We start from the raw sequence: 19,034 nt of genomic DNA on the forward strand, positions 1-19,034 counted from the left end.
CCGCCATCCTAGGTGCTTCGCCGCGACGGTTAGCCTCGTCCGGTGCGGTCGTTCGGTTTCCTTCTCAGCCGGCGATGGGCGCTGTTCGCGCTCGTCGTCGTGGTCGTGGCGACCGCCACGTGGTGGCTGGGGCAGTGGCAGTTCGACCGCCTCGAGGACCGTCGGGCCGGCAATGACGTCGTCCGCACCAACGAGACCCGCGACCCCGAGCCGGTCGCCGACGTGCTGGCGGTCGGGCGTCGGGTCGCCGCCGACGACGAGTGGCGGCTGGTCACCGCGACCGGCAGCTACGACACCGCCAACACGATCGTCTGGCGCTACCGCACCGACGGTGACGGCGCCCCGGGGGTCGACGTCGTCGTCCCGCTAATCACCGCCGATGGCACGGCGCTGCTCGTGGACCGCGGGTGGCTGGCCGCGCCCAACAACGACGCACATCCGGAGATCCCCGCGCCGCCGGCCGGCGAGGTGACCATCACCGGGTACATCCGCCAGGACGGCACCGGCGACAGCATCCGGGTCACCGACCACTCCACCCGCGCGCTGTCCAGCGTGACCGCGGGCGAGGCGATCGGACGGCCGACGTACGGCGGCTGGGTGCACCTGCGCAGCGAGACGCCTCCGGCCGCCGAGCCGCTGCGCGCCGCCGAGCTCCCCGAGCTCGACAACGGTCCGCACTTCTTCTACGGGCTGCAGTGGTGGTTCTTCGGCGTGCTCGCCGTCGGCGGCTTCCTCTACCTGCTGTGGGAGGAGTGGCGCTCCGGCCGCGCCACTCGCGGGCCGCGGCCCACCGACCCCGTCAAGGCCGAGCGTCAGGCACGCAAGCAGGCGGTCCGAGACGCCTACAGGGCGGCGTACGAGAAGGAGAGGTCGGGACCCGGCCGGTCCTGATCTCCGTCCCTCTTCCGTTGGTCGAGCAGTGAGGCCGCTTCCCCCGTTGGTCGAGCAGTGAGGCCGCCCTCCCCGTTGGTCGAGCAGTGAGGCCCGCCAGGGGCCGAACGTGTCGAGACCACCGCAACCCAGGCACCCGCCGTACCCGGCACCCAGCCCCACCCACCGAGGTCTCGAGACGCCTCGCCTAGCGGCTCGGCGGCTCGACCAACGGAGAACGCCGCCCGGCCAGGTCCCGCTGGTCGAGCAGTGAGGCCGCCCCGCCATCTCGTTGGTCGAGCAGTGAGGCCGCCCGCGGCCGAACGTGTCGAGACCACCGCAACTGGCGCTCGCTGCTGGACGACCGAGGCGCCCGGACCAGAGTGTCGGTGACGGCTTGTAGCGTCACGAGCACTGGATGAACCTCTCTCTCGGGACTCGCTATGACCATCGCCTTCGCCCCCGGCCAGCCGCCGTTGCTGGGCTGCGCGCAGGTCATGGCCGAGGCGTTGGACGCGATCACCGACGCCGACGCGATCTACCTGACCACCAGCGACAAGGCCGACCTGCTGCGCCAGCTCGCCACCCTCGAGACCCGGCTGGCCGAGGTCCGACTCCGCGTCCTCGCAGCCGCGGGCGATGTCGCGGAGGCCACCGGCGCCCGCGACGCCGCCTCCTGGCTGGCCGCAGAGACACGGCAGGACGTCCGGGCACCGCGTGCCGACCAGCACCTCGCCCTCAGGCTCGACCAGCACTACGCCACACTGCGAGAAGCGCTGGGAGCCGGCAGCGTCAACCTCGCCCAGTCCCGCGTGATCGCCCAAGCCCTCGACGACCTACCGGACGACGTCGACACGGTGACCCGGAAGCGGGCCGAGCACGCACTCATCACCGCGGCCCAGACGCTGCGGCCGCAGGAACTGAAGATCGCCGGCCGCAGAATCCTCGAGATCACCGCCCCCGAAGCCGCCGAAGCCCACGAAGCCCGACTCCTCGCCGCCGAAGAAGCCCACGCCCGCGCCACGACCAAGCTCACCCTCAAGCCGCTGCCCGACGGCACCACCCGCCTCTCCGGCCTCCTGCCCAACGCCACCGCCCACCGCCTGGCGACCTACCTCGAGGCGTTCACCAACCCCCGCAAGACCGACCGCACCACCACCCAGGCCGGTACCGGCTCCTACCCCCGCCGCCTGGGCCAGGCCTTCTGCCAGCTCCTGGAGACTCTCGACCCGCAACGGCTCCCGCTCCACGGCGGAGACGCCACCACCGTGGTCGTCACCATCGGCCTGGACCAGCTCCGCCACGACCTCGGCACCGGCACGGTGATCGGCGGCGACCGGCTCACCGCCCACCACGCCCGCCGCCTGGCCTGCACCGCCAAGATCATCCCCGCCGTCCTCGGCGCCAGATCCGAGGTCCTCGACCTCGGCCGCGGCCAACGCCTCTTCACCCCCGCCCAACGCAAAGCACTCGCCCTACGCGACCACACCTGCCGCGCCGAAGGCTGCACCATCCCCGCCACCTGGTGCGAAGCCCACCACCGCACCCCCTGGTCCCACGGCGGCAAGACCGACCTCGCCGACGGCATCCTGCTCTGCAGCCACCACCATCACCGCGCCCAGACCCCGCCTGGCACACCCAACGACTCCCCAACGGCGACGTCCGCTACACCCGACGGCAATAGCTCCCACCTTCCAGCAGCACCTACAGAGGTCTCTACACGCTCGCTGACGCTCGCTGCTCGACCAACGAGAAGGCTGACGCTCGCTGCTCGACCAACGAGAAAGCAGGGCAGCGGACTCGACCACCCGACATTCGCCAGCCCGAGACGCAGCCCGGGTGGGATACTCGCGACGGTGTGGATCGATGACGACGGCGTCGTGCACACGGTCGCACTGCCGGACCCGACGACGGTCATGACCGACGAGTTCCGCCTGACCCCGACGTCCCTCCTGCAGACCCACCGGTCGGCAGTCCGAGAGGTCGTGGACGACGCCCAGACTCGCTACTTCGAGAGTGACTGGTCGGGACTCCGTGTCTCGGAGACAACCGTCGGCGCTGTCCCGCCGGCGGACCTGCTGCGCGGTTCGGTCGGCGCCCCCGAGGACATTGTCCGGATTGTCGAGGCGGTGGAACCCCGTTGGCGGCTCGACGCGATCCTCGCGCTGGACGATCGCATCGGCTGATCGTGCCGGAATTCGCCGACGAGGAGTCGGGCGGCACGAGGAGCAGTTACGGTGCGTGACGTGGATCGTGGACGCCGGTCGACCGTTGGTCGCCACCTCGGCTGGCTTTTGCTCCAGGGGACGTTCCTGCTCCCCATGGCGTTCACCGGCCTGCGCGAGTTCTCGGCCTACCCGTGGAGTGTCAAGGCGGCGGCGCTGGTCGCCACAGGCTGGGTCGCCTACTGCCTCGTCCGCAACGTCGTCTGCCTGTGGCGAGCGCCAGGTTCGGAGGCGAATGCCGGCTCCGTCCTCCGGCTTGGCGCGGTCGCGGCATGGTTCACCGTCATCGCGCTGGGTCCTCTCCTCGAAGGGCACGGCACCTCCCAGCCGCTCGGCGCCGTGGCAGCGCTGCTCGCCGTGAGCCTCTGGGTGCTGGCGGGGCGTGACGCCGTTCGGATGGGACGCCGACCCAGGTCGACTCCGCTCCTGCCGACCTGACCGACCTCAGCGACCCGGTGTCTCCTGGCGGTCGAACTGGGTGCGGTAGAGCTCGGCGTACAGCCCGCCGGCCGTGAGCAGCTCGTCGTGCGTACCGCGTTCGACGATCCGGCCGGCGTCGACGACGAGGATCTGGTCGGCGTTGCGCACCGTCGAGAGCCGATGGGCGATGACGAGCGACGTGCGGCCGGCCAGAGCAGCGTCGAGCGCGGCCTGTACGGCGGCCTCGGACTCGCTGTCGAGGTGGGCGGTGGCCTCGTCGAGGACCACGATGTTCGGCGCCTTGAGCAGCAACCGGGCGATGGCCAGCCGCTGTCGCTCGCCTCCGGAGAGCCGGTAGCCGCGGTCCCCGACCACGGTGTCGATGCCGTCGGGCAGCGACCTGACCAGGGCGGCCACCTGCGCCGCCCCGAGCGCGTGCCAGAGATCGTCCTCGCTGGCGTCGGGACGCGCGTAGGCGAGGTTGGCGCGGATGGTGTCGTGGAACATGTGGGCGTCCTGGGTGACGTACCCGACCGCGTGCTCCAGCGACTGCAGGGTGACGTCGCGGACGTCATGCCCGTCGACGCGCACTGCGCCGGTGCCGGCGTCGTAGAGCCGCGCCACGAGGTGGGTGATCGTCGTCTTGCCCGCGCCGGACGGCCCCACCAGGGCCACCATCTGCCCGGGCTCGGCGGTGAACGTGATCTCGTGCAGCACCGGACCCGAGATCCGCGACTCCGTGCGGGCGACCGCCTCCAGGGACGCGAGCGAGACGTCCTCGGCGCGGGGGTAGGCGAAGCCGACCCGGTCGAACTCCACGCGCGCCGCCGTGCGAGGCAGGACCACCGCGTCGGGCCGCTCCTGGATCGTGGACGGCAGGTCGAGCACCTCGAAGACCCGCTCGAAGCTGACCAGGGCGGTCATCACGTCGATGCGGACGTTGGACAGGCTCTGCAGCGGGCCGAGCAGCCGCACCAGCAGCAGGCCGAGCGCGGTCAGGGTCCCGAGCGTGACCCGCCCCTCGATGACGAGCCACCCGCCGACGCCGTACACCAGCGCGGTCGCAAGCGCCGGCACCAGCGTCATCGCCATGCTGAAGACCCGCGTGAGCAGCGCGATCCGCACCCCGATGTCGCGGACGGTCGCCGCCTTGGTGGCGAAGACGACGTCCTCCTCGGCGCGGCGGCCGAAGAGCTTGAGCAACAGCGCCCCGCCGACGTTGAACCGCTCGGTCATCGCGGTGGCCAGGTCGGCGTTGCCGTTCATCTGCTCGCGCGTGAGGCCGGCCAGGCGGGCGCCCACCCAGCGCGAGGCCCCCAGCAGGATCGGGAAGAGCAGCAGGCACAGCACCGTGACCTGCCAGCTCAGCGACAGCATCGTGATCCCGACGACCAGCACGGCGATCAGGCTCGCGACGGTGTTGGACAGCGTCGAGGTGAAGGCCCGTTGCGCGCCGATGACGTCGTTGTTGAGCCGCGAGACCAAGGCCCCGGTCTGGGTGCGGGTGAAGAACGCGAGCGACTGCCGCTGCACGTGCGCGAAGACCTGGGTCCGCAGGTCGAAGATCAAGCCCTCCCCGATCCGGGAGGAGAGGTAGCCCGACACGATGCCGAGTCCGGCGACGACCAGCGCGACCCCGCCCATGGCGAGGGCGAGCCACACGACGACGTCGAGATCGCCGGCGAGGATGCCGTCGTCGACCACGTGCTTGGTCAGCAGCGGCGTGACGACGACGAGTCCGGCGTCGACGACGGTGAGCGCCAGGAAGCCGGCGATCAGGCGACGGTGCGGCCGGGCGAACGAGAGCACCCGCCGGACGGTCCCCCGCCGCAGCCGCGCGTCGAGCACCCCGCGGTCGGCGCGCAGGTTGCGCCAGACTCCACCCATCCCCATGTTGCCGGCCATGGGGGCAAGTATCCCGGGATCAGTGACTGCGCCCGCGCCGGGATCCCCGGTAGGCCGCCTCGCGGACACCGGCGAGGAGCCGGACCGGCATCAGATCCGGGTGGTGGTGCAGGTAGGGATCGAACGGATCCTCGTCGTCCCCGACCGGTTCGGCCAGGCGGAGCGTGCCCACTGCGCACCAGCCGCCCGCTCCGGCGTACTCGCCGATGGCGTAGCCGCCCGGCTCGCTGCGCAGTCCGAGCAGGACCAAGCCGCCGGGCGCCCGGTAGGGCAGCAACGTGCTCACGACCCCGGCGCCCCCGCTGAACAGCAGGTCCACCCGGTGGCCGTCGGCCTCCATCCGGACCGCCACCCCGTGGACGTCGGGCAGCGGCCGCGGCAGGCCGAGTCCGCGCGACAGCCGTACGACGGCCGGGCGGCTGCCCGTCCCGAGCGTGCGCCCCAGCGCGCTGGTCGGGTCGTTCACCGTCCACGTCGCAGCGGCGACGGTCCCGTGCGGGTGCAGCGCCCGGGCGGAGCGCAGGCGGGCCAGGCGTGCGGAGAGGCGCTCGACGGCGCTCAGCAGGACGGACACGCCGCACCGGTACCCACGCGGCCCCGCGGATCAGACCCGGCGGATCAGGCCAGCGACACCAGGTCGCCGTAGGACTCGTTCCAGAGGTCCTCGACGCCGTCGGGCAGGATCAGCACCCGGTCCGGCTCCAGCGCGTGCACGGCGCCCTCGTCGTGCGTGACGAGGATGATGGCGCCCTCGTACCTCCGGATCGCGTTGAGGACCTCCTCGCGGGAAGCCGGGTCCAGGTTGTTCGTCGGCTCGTCGAGCAGCAGCACGTTGGCCTGGCTCACGACGAGCGAGGCGAGGGCGAGCCTGGTCTTCTCGCCGCCGGAGAGCACGCCGGCCGGCTTGTGGACGTCGTCGCCGGCGAACAGGAACGAGCCCAGCACCGAGCGCGCCTCGGTGTCGGCGAGCTGCGGGGCGGCGTACTGCATGTTCTCGAGCACGGTGCGGCCGACGTCGAGGGTCTCGTGCTCCTGCGCGTAGTAGCCGACCTTCAACCCGTGCCCGGGGATCACCATCCCGGTGTCGGGCTGGTCGACGCCCGCGAGGATCCGCAGCATCGTGGTCTTGCCCGCGCCGTTGAGCCCGAGGATGACGACGCGGGAGCCCTTGTCGATCGCGAGGTCGACGGAGGTGAAGACCTCCAGGCCGCCGTACGACTTCGACAGACCGGCCGCGGTGAGCGGCGTCTTCCCGCACGGCGCCGGCGTGGGGAACTTGATCGCGGCGACCTTGTCGGACTGCCGCTCCCCCTCGACGCTCGTCATGAGCTTCTCGGCGCGCTTGAGCATCTGCTGCGCCGCGGAGGCCTTCGACGCCTTGGCGCGCATCTTGTTGGCCTGGTCGGTGAGCGTCTTGGCCTTGTTCTGCGCGTTCATCAGCTCGCGCTTGCGGCGGGCCTCGTCGGTCTCGCGCTGGGTCAGGTAGTGCTTCCAACCCATGTTGTAGACGTCGATGACGGCCCGGTTCGCGTCGAGGTGGTAGACCTTGTTGACCGTCTCGGAGAGCAGGTCGTTGTCGTGGCTGATGACGATGAAGCCGCCGCGGTAGGACTTCATCCAGTCCCGCAGCCAGGTGATCGAGTCGGCGTCGAGGTGGTTGGTCGGCTCGTCGAGGATCAGCACCTCGGCGTGGGAGAAGAGGATGCGCGCCAGCTCGACGCGGCGTCGCTGGCCACCGGACAACGTCTTGAGCGGCTGGTCCATGAGCCGGTCCGGGATGCCGAGCGACTGCGCCATCTGCAGCGCCTCGGCCTCCGCGGCGTACCCGCCACCGGCGTCGAGCGCGTCCTGGGCACGCTGGTAACGCCGCATCGCCTTCTCGCGCACGCCCGGGTCCTCGGAGCCCATCTGCTCCTCCGCGGCCCGCATCCGGCGTACGGCGTCGTCGAGACCGCGCGCCGAGAGGATGCGCTCCCGCACCAGCACCTCGGGGTCCCCGACGCGGGGATCCTGCGGCAGGTAGCCGAGCTCGCCGCTGCGCGTGACCTCACCGGCGGCCGGGAGGAGGTCACCGGCCAGCACCTTGGTGAGCGTGGTCTTGCCGGCGCCGTTGCGCCCGACCAGGCCCACCTTGTCCCCGGGACCGACGCGGAAGGAGACGTTCTCCATGAGGAGTCGCGCACCGACGCGGACCTCGAGCTGGTGAGCGGTGATCATGAGGGTTACCAGTCTAGGGGCGAGCGGGACGACGTCCCGAATCGCCGCAGGACGACGAGAGGATCCCGATGCGCTTCAACCCGAAGGCCCGGCTCGACACCAGCCGCACGCGTGACGTCGGAGGGGGCGGCCGCGGCGGCGGCATGCGCCTCCCGCTGCCCGGGGGCAGGGCCGGCGGTGGCATCGGCGGCATCGTCCTGGTGCTGATCGTGCTCTTCTTCGGCTCCCAGCTCGGCCTCGACCCCGGCAGCGTGCTCGGGGGCGGCGGCTCCTCGGTGGGCCTCGACAGCAGCCGGTTCGGGGGCGCGACGGCGGCGGGCACGGACCGCTACGCCCAGTGCCAGAGCGGGGAGGACGCGAACGAGAACGCCGACTGTGCGCTGGTGGCGGTGGAGAACTCGCTCTACGAGTACTGGGAGGCCGGCCTCGGCGACCGGTTCCGGGGCGAGCAGGCGGTGATCACGTTCACCGGCGGCGTCGACACTCAGGGCTGCGGTTCCGCCACCTCCGACGTCGGCCCGTTCTACTGCCCGACCGACGAGACGATCTACCTCGACACCCGGTTCTTCGCCGACGTCCTCGAGCGCCAGCTCGGCGGGGAGGACGCGCCGTTCACCCGGTCCTACGTGCTGGCGCACGAGTACGGCCACCACATCCAGAACGTGCTGGGCTACATGGGCCGGGTGCGCACCCAGCAGGGCCCGACAAGCGACGCGGTGCGGCTGGAGCTGCAGGCCGACTGCCTCGCCGGCATGTGGGCGCAGGCGGCGCAGACCGTGCCCGACGCCGACGGCAACGTGCTGATCGAGGACATCACCGACCAGGACATCGAGGACGCCATCGGGGCCGCCACAGCGGTCGGGGACGACTACATCCAGCGCCGCTCCGGCGGCCGGGTCAACCCCGAGGGCTGGACCCACGGGTCCTCCGAGCAGCGCGTCCGCTGGTTCCGGACCGGCATGTCCGCCGGCAACGACCTCCAGGTCTGCGACACGTTCGCCGCGGAGCGCCTGTGAGCTCGGACGTCATACGGGGTGGCTCCTGGGGCGACCCCCTCGTATGACGCCTCACGCCTCCAGCAGCGCCTCCACGGCCGCATGCTGGCGCTGCAGCGCCCGGAGGTGCGGCGCGACGGCGGGGTGGCGGAACTTGCCGGCCAGCGCACCCTCGCCACCGGCCACGCGCGCCAACGCCCACTCGGCGCGCGTGACCACCGTGTAGACGGCCGTGACCTGCGCGCCGAGGACCACCTGCTCGCGGGTCGCCAGTCCGGCGGGCAGGCCGAGCAGGTAGGCGTCGAGCAGCGGCTCGAACTCCTCGCGCGCCATCAGCAGGTAGTAGCCCAGGTCGGCGCCGACCGGCCCGGTCCCCAGGCAGCTCCAGTCGATGGCGACCACGTCGTCACCATTCCGGCCGGGCAGGTTGGCCGGCGTCGGGTCGCCGTGCTGGGCGACCTGCGGCAGCGCGTCGACGGCGTCGAGCAGCCGCTCGCGCTTGCGCCACAGCGCGTCGGCGATGTCGGCGGCCGTCGTACGGCCCAGGGTGCGCCAGCCCCCACCGCGCTCGACCCGTGCGAGCCGGTCCCTGAGCTGGTCCCGGGCGAGCCAACGCAGCGGGCCCAGGTCCGCGGCGGCGAACCGCGCCATGGCGTGGGCGGCGAACAGCCCGCTCGTGGCGGCGTCCTCGACCCAGTCCTGCACCAGGGTGATGCCGTCGGCGTCCTCCTCCACGTGCGTACGGGGCGCCCGCAGCCCGGGCGTGGCGTCGACGACGCCGTACGTCGCCACGTCCGCCGGGCGGCGCCAGTAGGCGAAGTGCCGCGGGTTCGAGAGCTCCGGCGGATCGCCGGCTGCGGGAGCGGCGAGCCGCTTGACCACGACCGGGCGGTCACCGACGACGGTGCGCCACACGCCCAGGGTCGACATGCCGGTGCCACCCGGCATCGCCAGCCACCCAGGCGCGGGCTCCCACATGCTCGGGACGCTAGCCGATGTCGGCGCCCCCGACGGCGTTCTGCACATCGACGCGCACCGCGAGGGCGTCGCGGACCGCCTGCTCCAGGACGTCGCGACGCGGGTCGGGTACGGCGAGCCACGGCCCCGCCACTCGGAGATGACGCAGCCGGGCGTCCCCGAGCACGTCGTCGACGGCGGCTCGGTCACCTCCGACGACGACCGGCCCGGTCAGACCGCCCAGCACGCGGGCGGCATGCTCGGCGGCGGCCTCGAACGCGGCGCGCGCCTGGTTGTCACGGCGCCGGGCGAAGCGCTGCTGGCTCCAGCCGCCCGCCTTGGACCGGCCCTGGACGTGGCGCCGGCCGACCTTGCTGTCGACGATCCGCTCGCCGGTCAGCCGTGCGACGGCGAAGCCTCCCTTGCGCACGAGCAGGACCCCCCAGTCAGCGGGAGCGTCGAGAGCGGCGGCGAGGCGGGCGACGTCCGGCGGGCCGTCGTACGTCCGTGAGAACGGTGGGTGCGCGGTGAAGGTCGAGCCGTCGGCGGCGGTGCCACCCAGGGCACCGTCGGCCACCGCGAGCACGGTCTCCCCGTGGCGCGCCACGAAGTTCGCGACCCAGCGCTCGATCCGTGCGGACGGCACGAACACCGACGAGCTGCTCACCGCGGGCCTCCTTCTCGGTCTCGACCAGGCCGTCGTCCCGTCACTGGTCCAGACCAGCGTGAACCGATGCGGCCCTTCGCCACGACTAGTGACGCGGCCGGTCTCGGGCGAGGGACTGCATCGCTCGTGATCCCTCGTCCTCGCCGGAACCTACCGTCACCCCCCGACCAGGAGTACGCCCATGCCCCGACCCCGCCACCGCTCCGTCCGCACCCTGCGGCTCCTCCGCCAGCGGCGCATCCTGGTGATGCTCGGCGCGCTGGTCGTGCTCGGTGGGGCGTGGTCGGCCACGGCGGCGATGGGCGAGGCGCCGTCCCGAACCGGCGCGCGAGAGGTCGGATCGTCACCGGCACTGCTCGCCATCACCGAGGTCGACCCGACCCTGCGAGCGGTCGCCGAAGGCACATCGTCGTGGCTGGGGCTGGTCGGCCGGCTGGCGGTGGCCGACGACGAGGTCACCCGCAACGTCGTCTTCGGGGCGCAGCAGCTCGCGACCGACCGCTTCGCCCAAACCTTCGGGTTCGTGCCCTGGGCGCAGGGCCGGGTGGCCGAGGTCGTGCGCGAGCCCGGTCTGACGCTGACCGACCTCGACGAGCGGCTCGACGACCTCGACGGCGACGGCGACCCGGCGAGCGACTACCACGCCGTCGACGGCCTCACCGTCGACCTGGCAGCCGAGGTGGCGCCCGCCGGGGCGTCCGGCACGTACGACGTGGCCCTGAGCCTGGTGGCCGCCTCGGCGGACACCGCGCCGCTGCGCATCACGGTCAACGGGGTCGACGTCGAGGTCGACGCGGCACGCCTGGGTCTCGACCTTGACCTCTCGTCCACGGTCCGCGTCGACACGACGACGGGCACGGCCACGATGCCCGTGCCCACCGGAGCCGTCGGCGCGGTCCGGACCGCGGTGGAGGCGGCCCTCCCGGCCGGGTCGCCGGCCGACGTACGCATCGGCGTGCTGGCCGCCCGCGCGACGGGTGCCGCGACGGCGGAGGCCGGTGTCGCCGTCCGGCTGCGCGATCCCAACGCCGACGGTGTCCTCGACGCGGGCGAGCTGACGGCGGAGGCGAGCCCCTTCGCCCTCGACTGCGTTTCGAAGGGCGCGCAGACGTCCCTCGCGGTCACGACGGACCTGCCCGGCCTCGAGTCCGAGACCGGGCGGATCTCAATCGCGGACACCAGCCTCTGCAACGGCCTGGCCGCCCCGGAGGTGGCGCTCGGTGCCCTCGACGGCTTCCGGGCGCTCACCATCGGCGACGTCGTCAACGGACTGGCGCAGGCGACCCGCGCGCTGTCGTCCGCGCAGACGGCCGGTGAGCTGGACCTGCCGTTCGTGACCGAGCCGCTGCACGACCTGGTCTCCGCCGACGAGAGGCTGGTGAGCTTCTTCGTCGACAACGGCTTCACCGACGAGGCCGACCCGATGGCCTCGATCACGGTCGACACCGCCGAGGGCGCCGCGGTGACGACGCTCCAGGACATCGCGCCGCGGCTCGCCACATCACTCGGACTGTCGGTCGACGAGCTCGCGCTGAGGTACGACGCCGGCCGGGTGCTGCTCGATGTGGACACGAGCCACCAGGCCGGGCCGCAGGAGGCGTCGCTCGACTTCGGCGACACCTTCACCGGTGCCGGGGTGACGACGGTCCACGGCGGCGGGAAGGTGAGCGTCACACCGTCGTATGTGCTCGACGCCGGCCTCGGCATCGACCTGTCCCCGGGCAAGCCGTTCGACCAGCGGTTCTTCCTCACCAACGGGGCCGAGGGGCGCATCCTCAGCCTGGACGCGCCCGTCACCGCCGATCTCGACGTGCAGGCGGCGGTCTCCCTCCTCGGGCTCCGCCTCCGCGACGCGTCGGTCGACGGCGCCGTCCCGCTGCTGCAGCGCAAGGACGACGGCGCGCCGATGGTCTCGATCGGTCTCACCGACCCGAACGGCGACGGACACACCACGCTCGCCGAGCTCTCGGCGGCCGCCGCGCTACCGGTGACCGCCGCGGTCAATGCGACCGTCCCATCCACGACGCTGACCGCCACTGCCGACGCGGTCGGTCTGCCCGTCGCCGCCGGCTCGCTCAGGCTCGCCTGGCCCACCGTGCCCGACACGGCCGGCGCCGGCGCCCTGCAGGTGAGCGCCGACGAGGACTTCACCGACATCGCGCTGCCGTTCGCGTTCGACACCGACAACCCCCGCAAGCTCGTGACCGACGTGCTCACCGCCACCCGGGAGACCGTCACCAGGCTGCGGGCGTCGATCGCGGCCGGCAACGCGTCGACGAAGCAGCCGCTTCCGCTCGTCGGCAGGAGCATGGCCGACCTCGACCCGGTCCTGGTCGAGGTCCAGGGCGTCCTCGACGAGCTGATCCAGGTCAACGACATCGACACCCTGCCCGAGCTGCGCGACAAGCTGACCGAGGTCCTCGGGAGCGCGCTGGGACTGCGCGGGCTGGGCGCGGGCTCGATCGCGGCCGCGGAGCGCTCCATGGCGGCCGCGGCGGCCGCCTCGGACCTGGTCGAGGTCCGCTACGAGAAGAAGACCGCCGACTCCCCCGCCGCCGTACTGCTCCACCTCGACCTCGGCGTCTGCTCCACCGACCGCGCCACGAAGGTCGACGGCTGCGCCGTCACCGCCGACCCCCTCGCCCTGCCCTTCAACCTCGACCTGGGCAGCGGGTCCACCGCAGGAGGCGTCGCCGGACTCGGTGCCGACGGCAAGGTCACCGTGTCGTACGACGCGCGCGCCGACCTCACCCTCGGTGTCCAGCTCCCCGACGTGGTGCCCGGCGCGCCCGGTGCGCTGCCGAGCGTCAGCGGCACGCCGCGGCTCTTCCTGCAGGACGACGCCACTCTCGACCTGGGCGTGGGCGCGCGCGTCGACGGCGTGGTCGCAGCCGCCCTCGGACCGGTGCAGGTCAGCCTCGGCCAGGCCTCGGCCGACGGCAGCACCCACGCCAAGGCCGCCCTCGCCGCGCGGCTGCGGATGGTCGCGCCGGAGTCGACCGGCGCCCGGCACGTGATCGGCAGCACGGGGTTCGCGGACTACCTCGCGTCCCTCCTGCCCGCGAGCCTGGACCTCCACGAGTCGGTCGAGGGCTTCCGGCCGACCTGCGGCGCCACCACGGGCGTGGACGCCTGCGCCAGTCTGCCGGTGTACGCCGGCGCGACGTCGCTCGGCACCATCACGTTCAGCGCTCCGGACCTGCTCGCCCCCGCCGGCTGGAGCATCGACAGCTCCGCGGTCGAGGCCAGCCTGTCCAACGAGGCGATCCAGTTCTCGCTCCTCGTCGACGGCGTCCGCACGCTCGTGGCGCAGGTCGAGTCCGGCCTGCGCACCCTGCCCGCCGGAACGAGGATCCCGCTGCTGGGCACCGACGTAACGGCCGGAGCCGACGTGCTCGCGAGGTTCGACGACGCCGTCCTGGGCCGGGTCCAGGAGCTCAGCACGGCCGCGGCGGCGTCGGCGACCGTGGAGGCGCTGCGCGCACAGGCCCAGCAGATCCTGTCGACGACCACCGGACTGGCCGATGGTCAGAGTCCGACGATCCTCACCACCTGCCGGAATGCCGACGACGGCACCGTGGCCGCCTGCGCAGGCCCCGAGCCGATCGGCCGGCTGCAGAGCCTCGAGGTCGAGCTCCCCCTGCACTACGGCGACAGCGACGGCACCGCGCCGTTCGACATCGGCTTCCCGGGCCTGCGACTCGCCTCCCAGGGTGAGATCACCGGCGCTGCGGGCCTCGACGTACGGCTCCGGTTCGGTCTCGACCGCGACCTCGGCTTCTACCTCCCCACCGACGGCGACACGCCGGAGTACGCGCTCAGCGTGTCGGCGAGCCTGCCCGAGGTCCCGACGTCCGCCGACCTGACCGGCGACCTGGCGTTCTTCCCGATCACGATCGAGGACGTCCACGACGACGGACCCGACGTCAGCCTCAGCGCCGGCCTCGACCTCGGCAGCGACCGGGCGGACGGCCGGCTGCCGCTCGCCGACCTCGGCCGACTGCAGCTCACGCCGTCGCTACAGGCGAACGCAGGTCTGCGGCTCGACCTGCAGACGGTGAAGCCGACCGGTGCTCCGTCGGCGCTGCCCACCTTCAGCACGACGTTCGTCCTGGACGGCCGGCTCGGCTGGGACGGCAGCGCGGACGCACCGACCTCCGACCTCACGCTCTCGTTCCAGGACGTGGCCGTCGACGCCGGCAGCCTGGTGACGGACTTCATCAAGCCGGTGGCCGCGGGCATCCGCACCTACACCCGCCCCCTCGAGGAGCCGATCGCGGCGATCCGCAAGCCCATCCCGGGCGTCGCGGAGGCCGCCGAGCTGATCGGCGAGGAGGCGCCGACGTGGTACGACGCCTTCAAGGCCGCCGACCGGGCCGCGAACGGCGGCGAGTCCACCGGACTCCAGCTCATCGATCGCGTCGTCACGTTCATCGACCTCGTCAAGGCACTGGACCAGGGCGGCGTCCCCGGCGGCAAGATCGTCATCGGGTCCTTCGACGTGCTGGCGGAGAGGGCCAGCAAGCCGGTCGCCCTCAGCGAGGCCGACTCCCTCGTGGCGAACCCGCAGGCGCGCGACGCCAGCGTCCTGGACGCGCTGAGATTCGGCTCGAAGGAGACCGACGAGGCCCTCGAGAGGGCCGGCACCGAGGGCGGCTTCACGTTCCCGGCGTTCGAGAAGCCGTCGTCGCTCTTCGGCATGCTGCTCGGCAAGGACGTCACCCTCGCCCACTTCGACGCCGGCCGGCTCTCCGTCTCCCGCGGCTTCCAGTTCGACTACCCCGTCGGGCCCGCAAGCCTCTACATCGGCGGCAGCGCCGGCGTCTCCGGCCACTTCGCCGCGGGCTTCGACACCTACGGCCTGCGCAAGGCGTTCGAGGTCCTCAGCGACGACGACGCCACGAACAACGGCGTGTGGGAGGTGAAGAAGGGCCTGCTGCAGGGCCTCTACCTCGACGACTTCGACACCGCGGGCAACGACGTCCCCGAGATCCGGTTCGACGCCGAGCTCACCGCCGGCGCGTCCGTCGGCATCCCGGGGCTGAAGGCGGGCGCCGAGGGCGGCGTGCACGGCACCGCGGAGTTCAACCTCAAGGCCGACAGCACCGGCAAGCTGAGGTTCACCCAGATGGCCGCGCAGCTGCGGACCAACCCGAACCCGCTCTGCTTCTTCGACGCGCGTGCCTACATCGACGCCTTCATCCGCGCGTACGTCGACACGATCTTCGGCAAGGCGGAGTTCCCGATCGTCTCGGCGCGGATCTACGAGCAGGACAACCTCTTCGACTTCTGCAGCACGCCGGTGGAGGAGTACGTCAACATGCTCGCCGACGTCACCGACGGCGTGCTCGTGCTGCGGACCGACGCCTCGGCCCAGTCGATCCGGGTCGAGCAGACCGGTGCCGACACGGTGACCGTCCGGGCCCAGGGCCTGGTCGAGGACTACCAGGGCGTCCGCGAGGTCTTCGCCGACCTGCAGGGCGGTGCCGACGTCATGGACGTGGTCGCATCGGCCGGCCTGGACGCTCCCCCGCTGCCGGTCACCATGTGCGGCGGCGCCGGCAACGACCGGCTCGCGTCGGACGCCGGCCGGGCGAACCTGTACGGCGACGGCGGCGTCGGCTGCGGCGCCGTCACCGCCACGCAGGCCGGGTCCGACACGCTGATCGCCGGAGCGACGGCGGACGTGCTCGACGGCGGCCCGGGCGCTGACGCCCTCGACGGCGGGGCCGGGAACGACACCCTCGGCGGCGCGGCCGGCGACGACGTCCTGCGCGGCGGCGCGGGCGACGACACCGTCGACGGCGGCTCGGGGTCGGACACGACCGACTACCGGGACCACTCCGACGCCGTCACCGTCCGGCTGGCCGGCGCCAGCGGCTCGGCGGGCGAGACCGACAGCCATGCCGGTGTCGAGAACGCGTACGGCGGGTCGGGCAACGACCACATCGAGCTTCCCGCCACCGGCACGATGCGCGTCGACGGCGGCGCCGGCGACGACCGGATCACCGCCGGCACCGGGAACGGCCTGTTGATGGGCAACGAGGGCAACGACACCTTCCTCGGCGGGCACGGCAGCCTCCAGGTCATCGGCAGCGGCGGCGACGACACGCTGGTCGACGGACCCGGCGCCCAGACCTTCGTGGGGATGGGCGGTCGTGACACGGTCGACTACGGCGGCGCCTCCGGAACGGTGCGCATCGTGCTCGACGGGCAGCCCGGCGACGGGCCGCTCGGAGCCGCCACCGACAACGTCATCGACACCGACATCGTCATCGGGTCCGCACACGACGACCAGCTCACCGGCAGCGCCCGGGACGAGGAGCTGCGCGGCGGTGCCGGTGCGGACCTGATCGAGGGCGGCCCGGGTGCGGACGTCCTCGACGGCGGGGCCGGCAGCGACGACCTCTCGGGCGAGGCGGGCGACGACACCCTGACCGGGGGTGGCGGAGCGGACCGCCTGCACGGCGGTGCGCAGGCCGACGTACTCGCCGGCGGCGCCGACCTCGACTGGGTCGACTACGCCGACCGCACCTCGACCGTGCACGTCCACAAGAACGAGGCCGCCGACGACGGGGCGGACTTCGGCACCGAGGGCGACGACGTGCGCCGGGACGTCGAGCGCGTCGTCACCGGCAGCGGCGACGACCTCGTCGAGGGCTGGGCGGGCGACGAGGTGTTCGAGACCGGCGACGGTGCCGACACCGTCCACGGCCTCGGCGGAGCTGACTCCTTCGACGGCGGGGAGGGTGACGACCAGCTGTTCGACCTCGAGTTCAACGGGCGGCTCACGGCCGTCGAGGACCAGCCGGACGTCTTCGTCGGTGGCCCGGGCGACGACTCCGCGTGGGGCAACGGCGGGTCCGACGTCTTCGACCTCGGCGCCGGTGATGACGAGGTCGACGCCGGTGCGGGCGACGACCGCGTCACGATGGGCGACGGGTACGACCAGGTGCGCGCGGGCGCGGGTCGCGACGACATCGACGGCGGCGCGGGCGATGACGTGCTCGCGGGCCAGGACGGTGACGACACGATCGTCGCCGGGCCTTCCGACGGCGGCGGCACCGTCTACGGCGGTCGTGGTGCGGACACCATCTGGAACGGGCTGCAAGGTGGCTCGGTCTTCACCGGCACGGCAGGAGCCGAGGGCGACGAGGTCGAGACCGACACCAGCACCAACACCGTCCACGGCTACGCCGGCGAGCGGAACTTCTACGTCGGCGCGCTCGGGACCGACGTGATGCATCTGGGCGACGGTAACGACCTGGTCCGGGCCGAGGCGGGTGACGACCACGTCGAGCTCGGCGAGGGCGACAACACCTTCGCCGGCGGGGAGGGCGACGACGTCGCCGTGTCCGGCGGCGGCAAGGACCAGCTCTCAGGCGGGCCGGGCTCCGACACGCTGGACTCCGGCGCCGGGGTCGACGCGCTCGCCGGTGACGCGGGCGACGACACCCTGCGGGGCGGTGACGACGACGACGTCCTCGAGGGTGGCGCCGACGACGACCTCCTCGACGGTGGCCGTCACGCCGACGACCTGCTCGGCGACGCGGGCATCGACACCGTGAGCTACGCCGAGCGGACGTCGAGCGTCGTGGTCAAGGACGACGGCAACGACAGCGACGGTGGTGCCGAGGACGACAGCAGCCGCCCGGAGGAGAACGGCGGCCGCGACATGGTGCACCCGACCGTCGAGCGCATCGTCGGTGGTGCGGGCGACGACTCCTTCTCGATCGGTGACCACCGTCGTACGCAGCCCGTCACGCTCGTCGGCGGACCGGGACGGGACACCCTGACGACCCGGTCGGCGATCCCTACCGTGTTCGCCGGCGGGTCCGGGGACGACGTCCTGAGCGGTGGATCCGGGGCCGACACCTTCGACCAGGGTGCCGCGCCTGACGGCGCCGACGACATCACCGGCGGCCAGGGCAGCGACACGGTCGACTACACGGCGCGACCTGCCGGGAGCGTGCGCGTGTCCCTCGACGACATCGCTGACGACGGCGCCCCGGGCGAGGGCGACAACGTGCATGCCGACGTCGAGGCAGTGGGCGACGCCAGCGCCGAGCCACCCGTCGGGATGACCGTCGGCGACGTCAGCGTCGTCGAGGGCGGGGACGGAGCGCGGACGCCGGCGCGCTTCACCGTGACGCTCGGCGTCGCACCCGCGAGCGACCTGGTCCTGCCGTGGTCGGTCACCGGGCTGACCGCAGCGCCCGGGCAGGACCTGGGCGCCGACGGCGGCCAGGTGACGGTCCCGGCCGGCGCGACCACAGCGACCTTCGACGTCATGGTGCACGGCGATGCGGTCGACGAGGTGGACGAGACGGCGCTGGTCACCGTCGGGACGGCGCCCGACACGGCCACGGCGCAGCTGACCATCGTCGACGACGACGCACCTGCGGTGCCGGGTGGTCCGGGTCCGGCGCCCACGGCCGTCGCCCCGACCGTGACGGTCACCGGCGCCAGCCTGCGAGAGCCGGACCGCGGCACGAAGGCGCTCAGGTTCACGGTGCGCCTCTCGCAGCCCGCCACGGGAGCGGTCTCGGTGACGGTCGCGACCGCGAACGGCACCGCGAAGGCCGGCAAGGACTACGCCCGACGCCGTCAGGTGATCTCGTTCGCGCCGGGGCAGGTCACCGCCACCTTCACGGTCGCCGTCAAGGGCGACCGGAAGAGGGAGAAGCACGAGAGGTTCAAGGTTGTGCTCTCCGGAGCACGTGGCGCCACCGCCGGGCCGGCCGCGGTCGGCACGATCCGCAACGAGGACTGAACCCG

At 72.8% G+C, this 19,034-nt stretch carries 10 protein-coding genes; 5 read left to right on the forward strand and 5 right to left on the reverse strand.

Annotated features, from left to right (window positions below; all coding sequences use genetic code 11):
* Positions 1 to 42 precede the first annotated feature (42 nt).
* The 3 genes from VGE38_RS15120 (at position 43) to VGE38_RS15130 (ending at position 3,533) form a co-directional block, all read left to right on the forward strand.
* Positions 43 to 891: an SURF1 family cytochrome oxidase biogenesis protein gene (locus VGE38_RS15120; RefSeq protein WP_331143380.1), complete on the forward strand. Its 849-nt coding sequence runs from the start codon at positions 43 to 45 to the stop codon at positions 889 to 891.
* Between the two features lie 422 nt (positions 892 to 1,313).
* The gene (locus VGE38_RS15125) at positions 1,314 to 3,056 is read left to right on the forward strand and encodes an HNH endonuclease signature motif containing protein (protein WP_331143381.1); all 1,743 of its coding nucleotides are present in this window, start codon (positions 1,314 to 1,316) and stop codon (positions 3,054 to 3,056) included.
* A 60-nt stretch (positions 3,057 to 3,116) separates the two neighbouring features.
* A complete protein-coding gene (locus VGE38_RS15130; protein ID WP_331143382.1) occupies positions 3,117 to 3,533 on the forward strand; it encodes a hypothetical protein in 417 nt (138 codons plus the stop codon).
* A 6-nt stretch (positions 3,534 to 3,539) separates the two neighbouring features.
* Here VGE38_RS15130 and VGE38_RS15135 read toward each other — a convergent pair whose 3' ends face one another.
* From VGE38_RS15135 to VGE38_RS15145, 3 genes are read right to left on the reverse strand one after another with little or no spacing between them, the layout of a single operon-like run.
* Positions 3,540 to 5,420 (reverse strand): ABC transporter ATP-binding protein, encoded by a 1,881-nt coding sequence (locus VGE38_RS15135; protein ID WP_331143383.1) that lies wholly within the window; start codon positions 5,418 to 5,420, stop codon positions 3,540 to 3,542.
* A gap of 19 nt (positions 5,421 to 5,439) precedes the next feature.
* Positions 5,440 to 5,994, reverse strand: coding sequence for a hypothetical protein (locus VGE38_RS15140; protein WP_331143384.1), 555 nt, complete (start codon positions 5,992 to 5,994; stop codon positions 5,440 to 5,442).
* A 44-nt stretch (positions 5,995 to 6,038) separates the two neighbouring features.
* Positions 6,039 to 7,637 (reverse strand): ABC-F family ATP-binding cassette domain-containing protein, encoded by a 1,599-nt coding sequence (locus tag VGE38_RS15145; RefSeq protein WP_331143385.1) that lies wholly within the window; start codon positions 7,635 to 7,637, stop codon positions 6,039 to 6,041.
* Positions 7,638 to 7,705: 68 nt separating this feature from the next.
* Here VGE38_RS15145 and ypfJ point away from each other — a divergent pair, with 68 nt between their 5' ends.
* Positions 7,706 to 8,653, forward strand: a complete 948-nt coding sequence (gene ypfJ / locus VGE38_RS15150) for a KPN_02809 family neutral zinc metallopeptidase (protein WP_331143386.1) — start codon at positions 7,706 to 7,708, stop codon at positions 8,651 to 8,653.
* A 51-nt stretch (positions 8,654 to 8,704) separates the two neighbouring features.
* On the opposite strand, the gene VGE38_RS15155 is transcribed toward ypfJ, so the two are convergent.
* Positions 8,705 to 9,610: a phosphotransferase gene (locus VGE38_RS15155; protein ID WP_331143387.1), complete on the reverse strand. Its 906-nt coding sequence runs from the start codon at positions 9,608 to 9,610 to the stop codon at positions 8,705 to 8,707.
* Between the two features lie 10 nt (positions 9,611 to 9,620).
* Positions 9,621 to 10,256, reverse strand: coding sequence for an acVLRF1 family peptidyl-tRNA hydrolase (locus VGE38_RS15160; RefSeq protein ID WP_331143388.1), 636 nt, complete (start codon positions 10,254 to 10,256; stop codon positions 9,621 to 9,623).
* A 181-nt stretch (positions 10,257 to 10,437) separates the two neighbouring features.
* Here VGE38_RS15160 and VGE38_RS15165 point away from each other — a divergent pair, with 181 nt between their 5' ends.
* A complete protein-coding gene (locus tag VGE38_RS15165; RefSeq protein WP_331143389.1) occupies positions 10,438 to 19,029 on the forward strand; it encodes a Calx-beta domain-containing protein in 8,592 nt (2,863 codons plus the stop codon).
* Positions 19,030 to 19,034 lie beyond the last annotated feature (5 nt).

This window comes from Nocardioides sp. (assembly GCF_036405735.1).
Classification (GTDB): domain Bacteria; phylum Actinomycetota; class Actinomycetes; order Propionibacteriales; family Nocardioidaceae; genus Nocardioides.

Bases quoted from the DNA above. Each gene is read 5' to 3' on its own strand.
- VGE38_RS15135 (WP_331143383.1), bottom strand. From the start codon at position 5,420: ATGGCCGGCAACATGGGGATGGGTGGAGTCTGGCGCAACCTGCGCGCC.
- ypfJ (WP_331143386.1), top strand. From the start codon at position 7,706: ATGCGCTTCAACCCGAAGGCCCGGCTCGACACCAGCCGCACGCGTGAC.
- VGE38_RS15165 (WP_331143389.1), top strand. From the start codon at position 10,438: ATGCCCCGACCCCGCCACCGCTCCGTCCGCACCCTGCGGCTCCTCCGC.
- VGE38_RS15145 (WP_331143385.1), bottom strand. From the start codon at position 7,637: ATGATCACCGCTCACCAGCTCGAGGTCCGCGTCGGTGCGCGACTCCTC.
- VGE38_RS15125 (WP_331143381.1), top strand. From the start codon at position 1,314: ATGACCATCGCCTTCGCCCCCGGCCAGCCGCCGTTGCTGGGCTGCGCG.
- VGE38_RS15155 (WP_331143387.1), bottom strand. From the start codon at position 9,610: ATGTGGGAGCCCGCGCCTGGGTGGCTGGCGATGCCGGGTGGCACCGGC.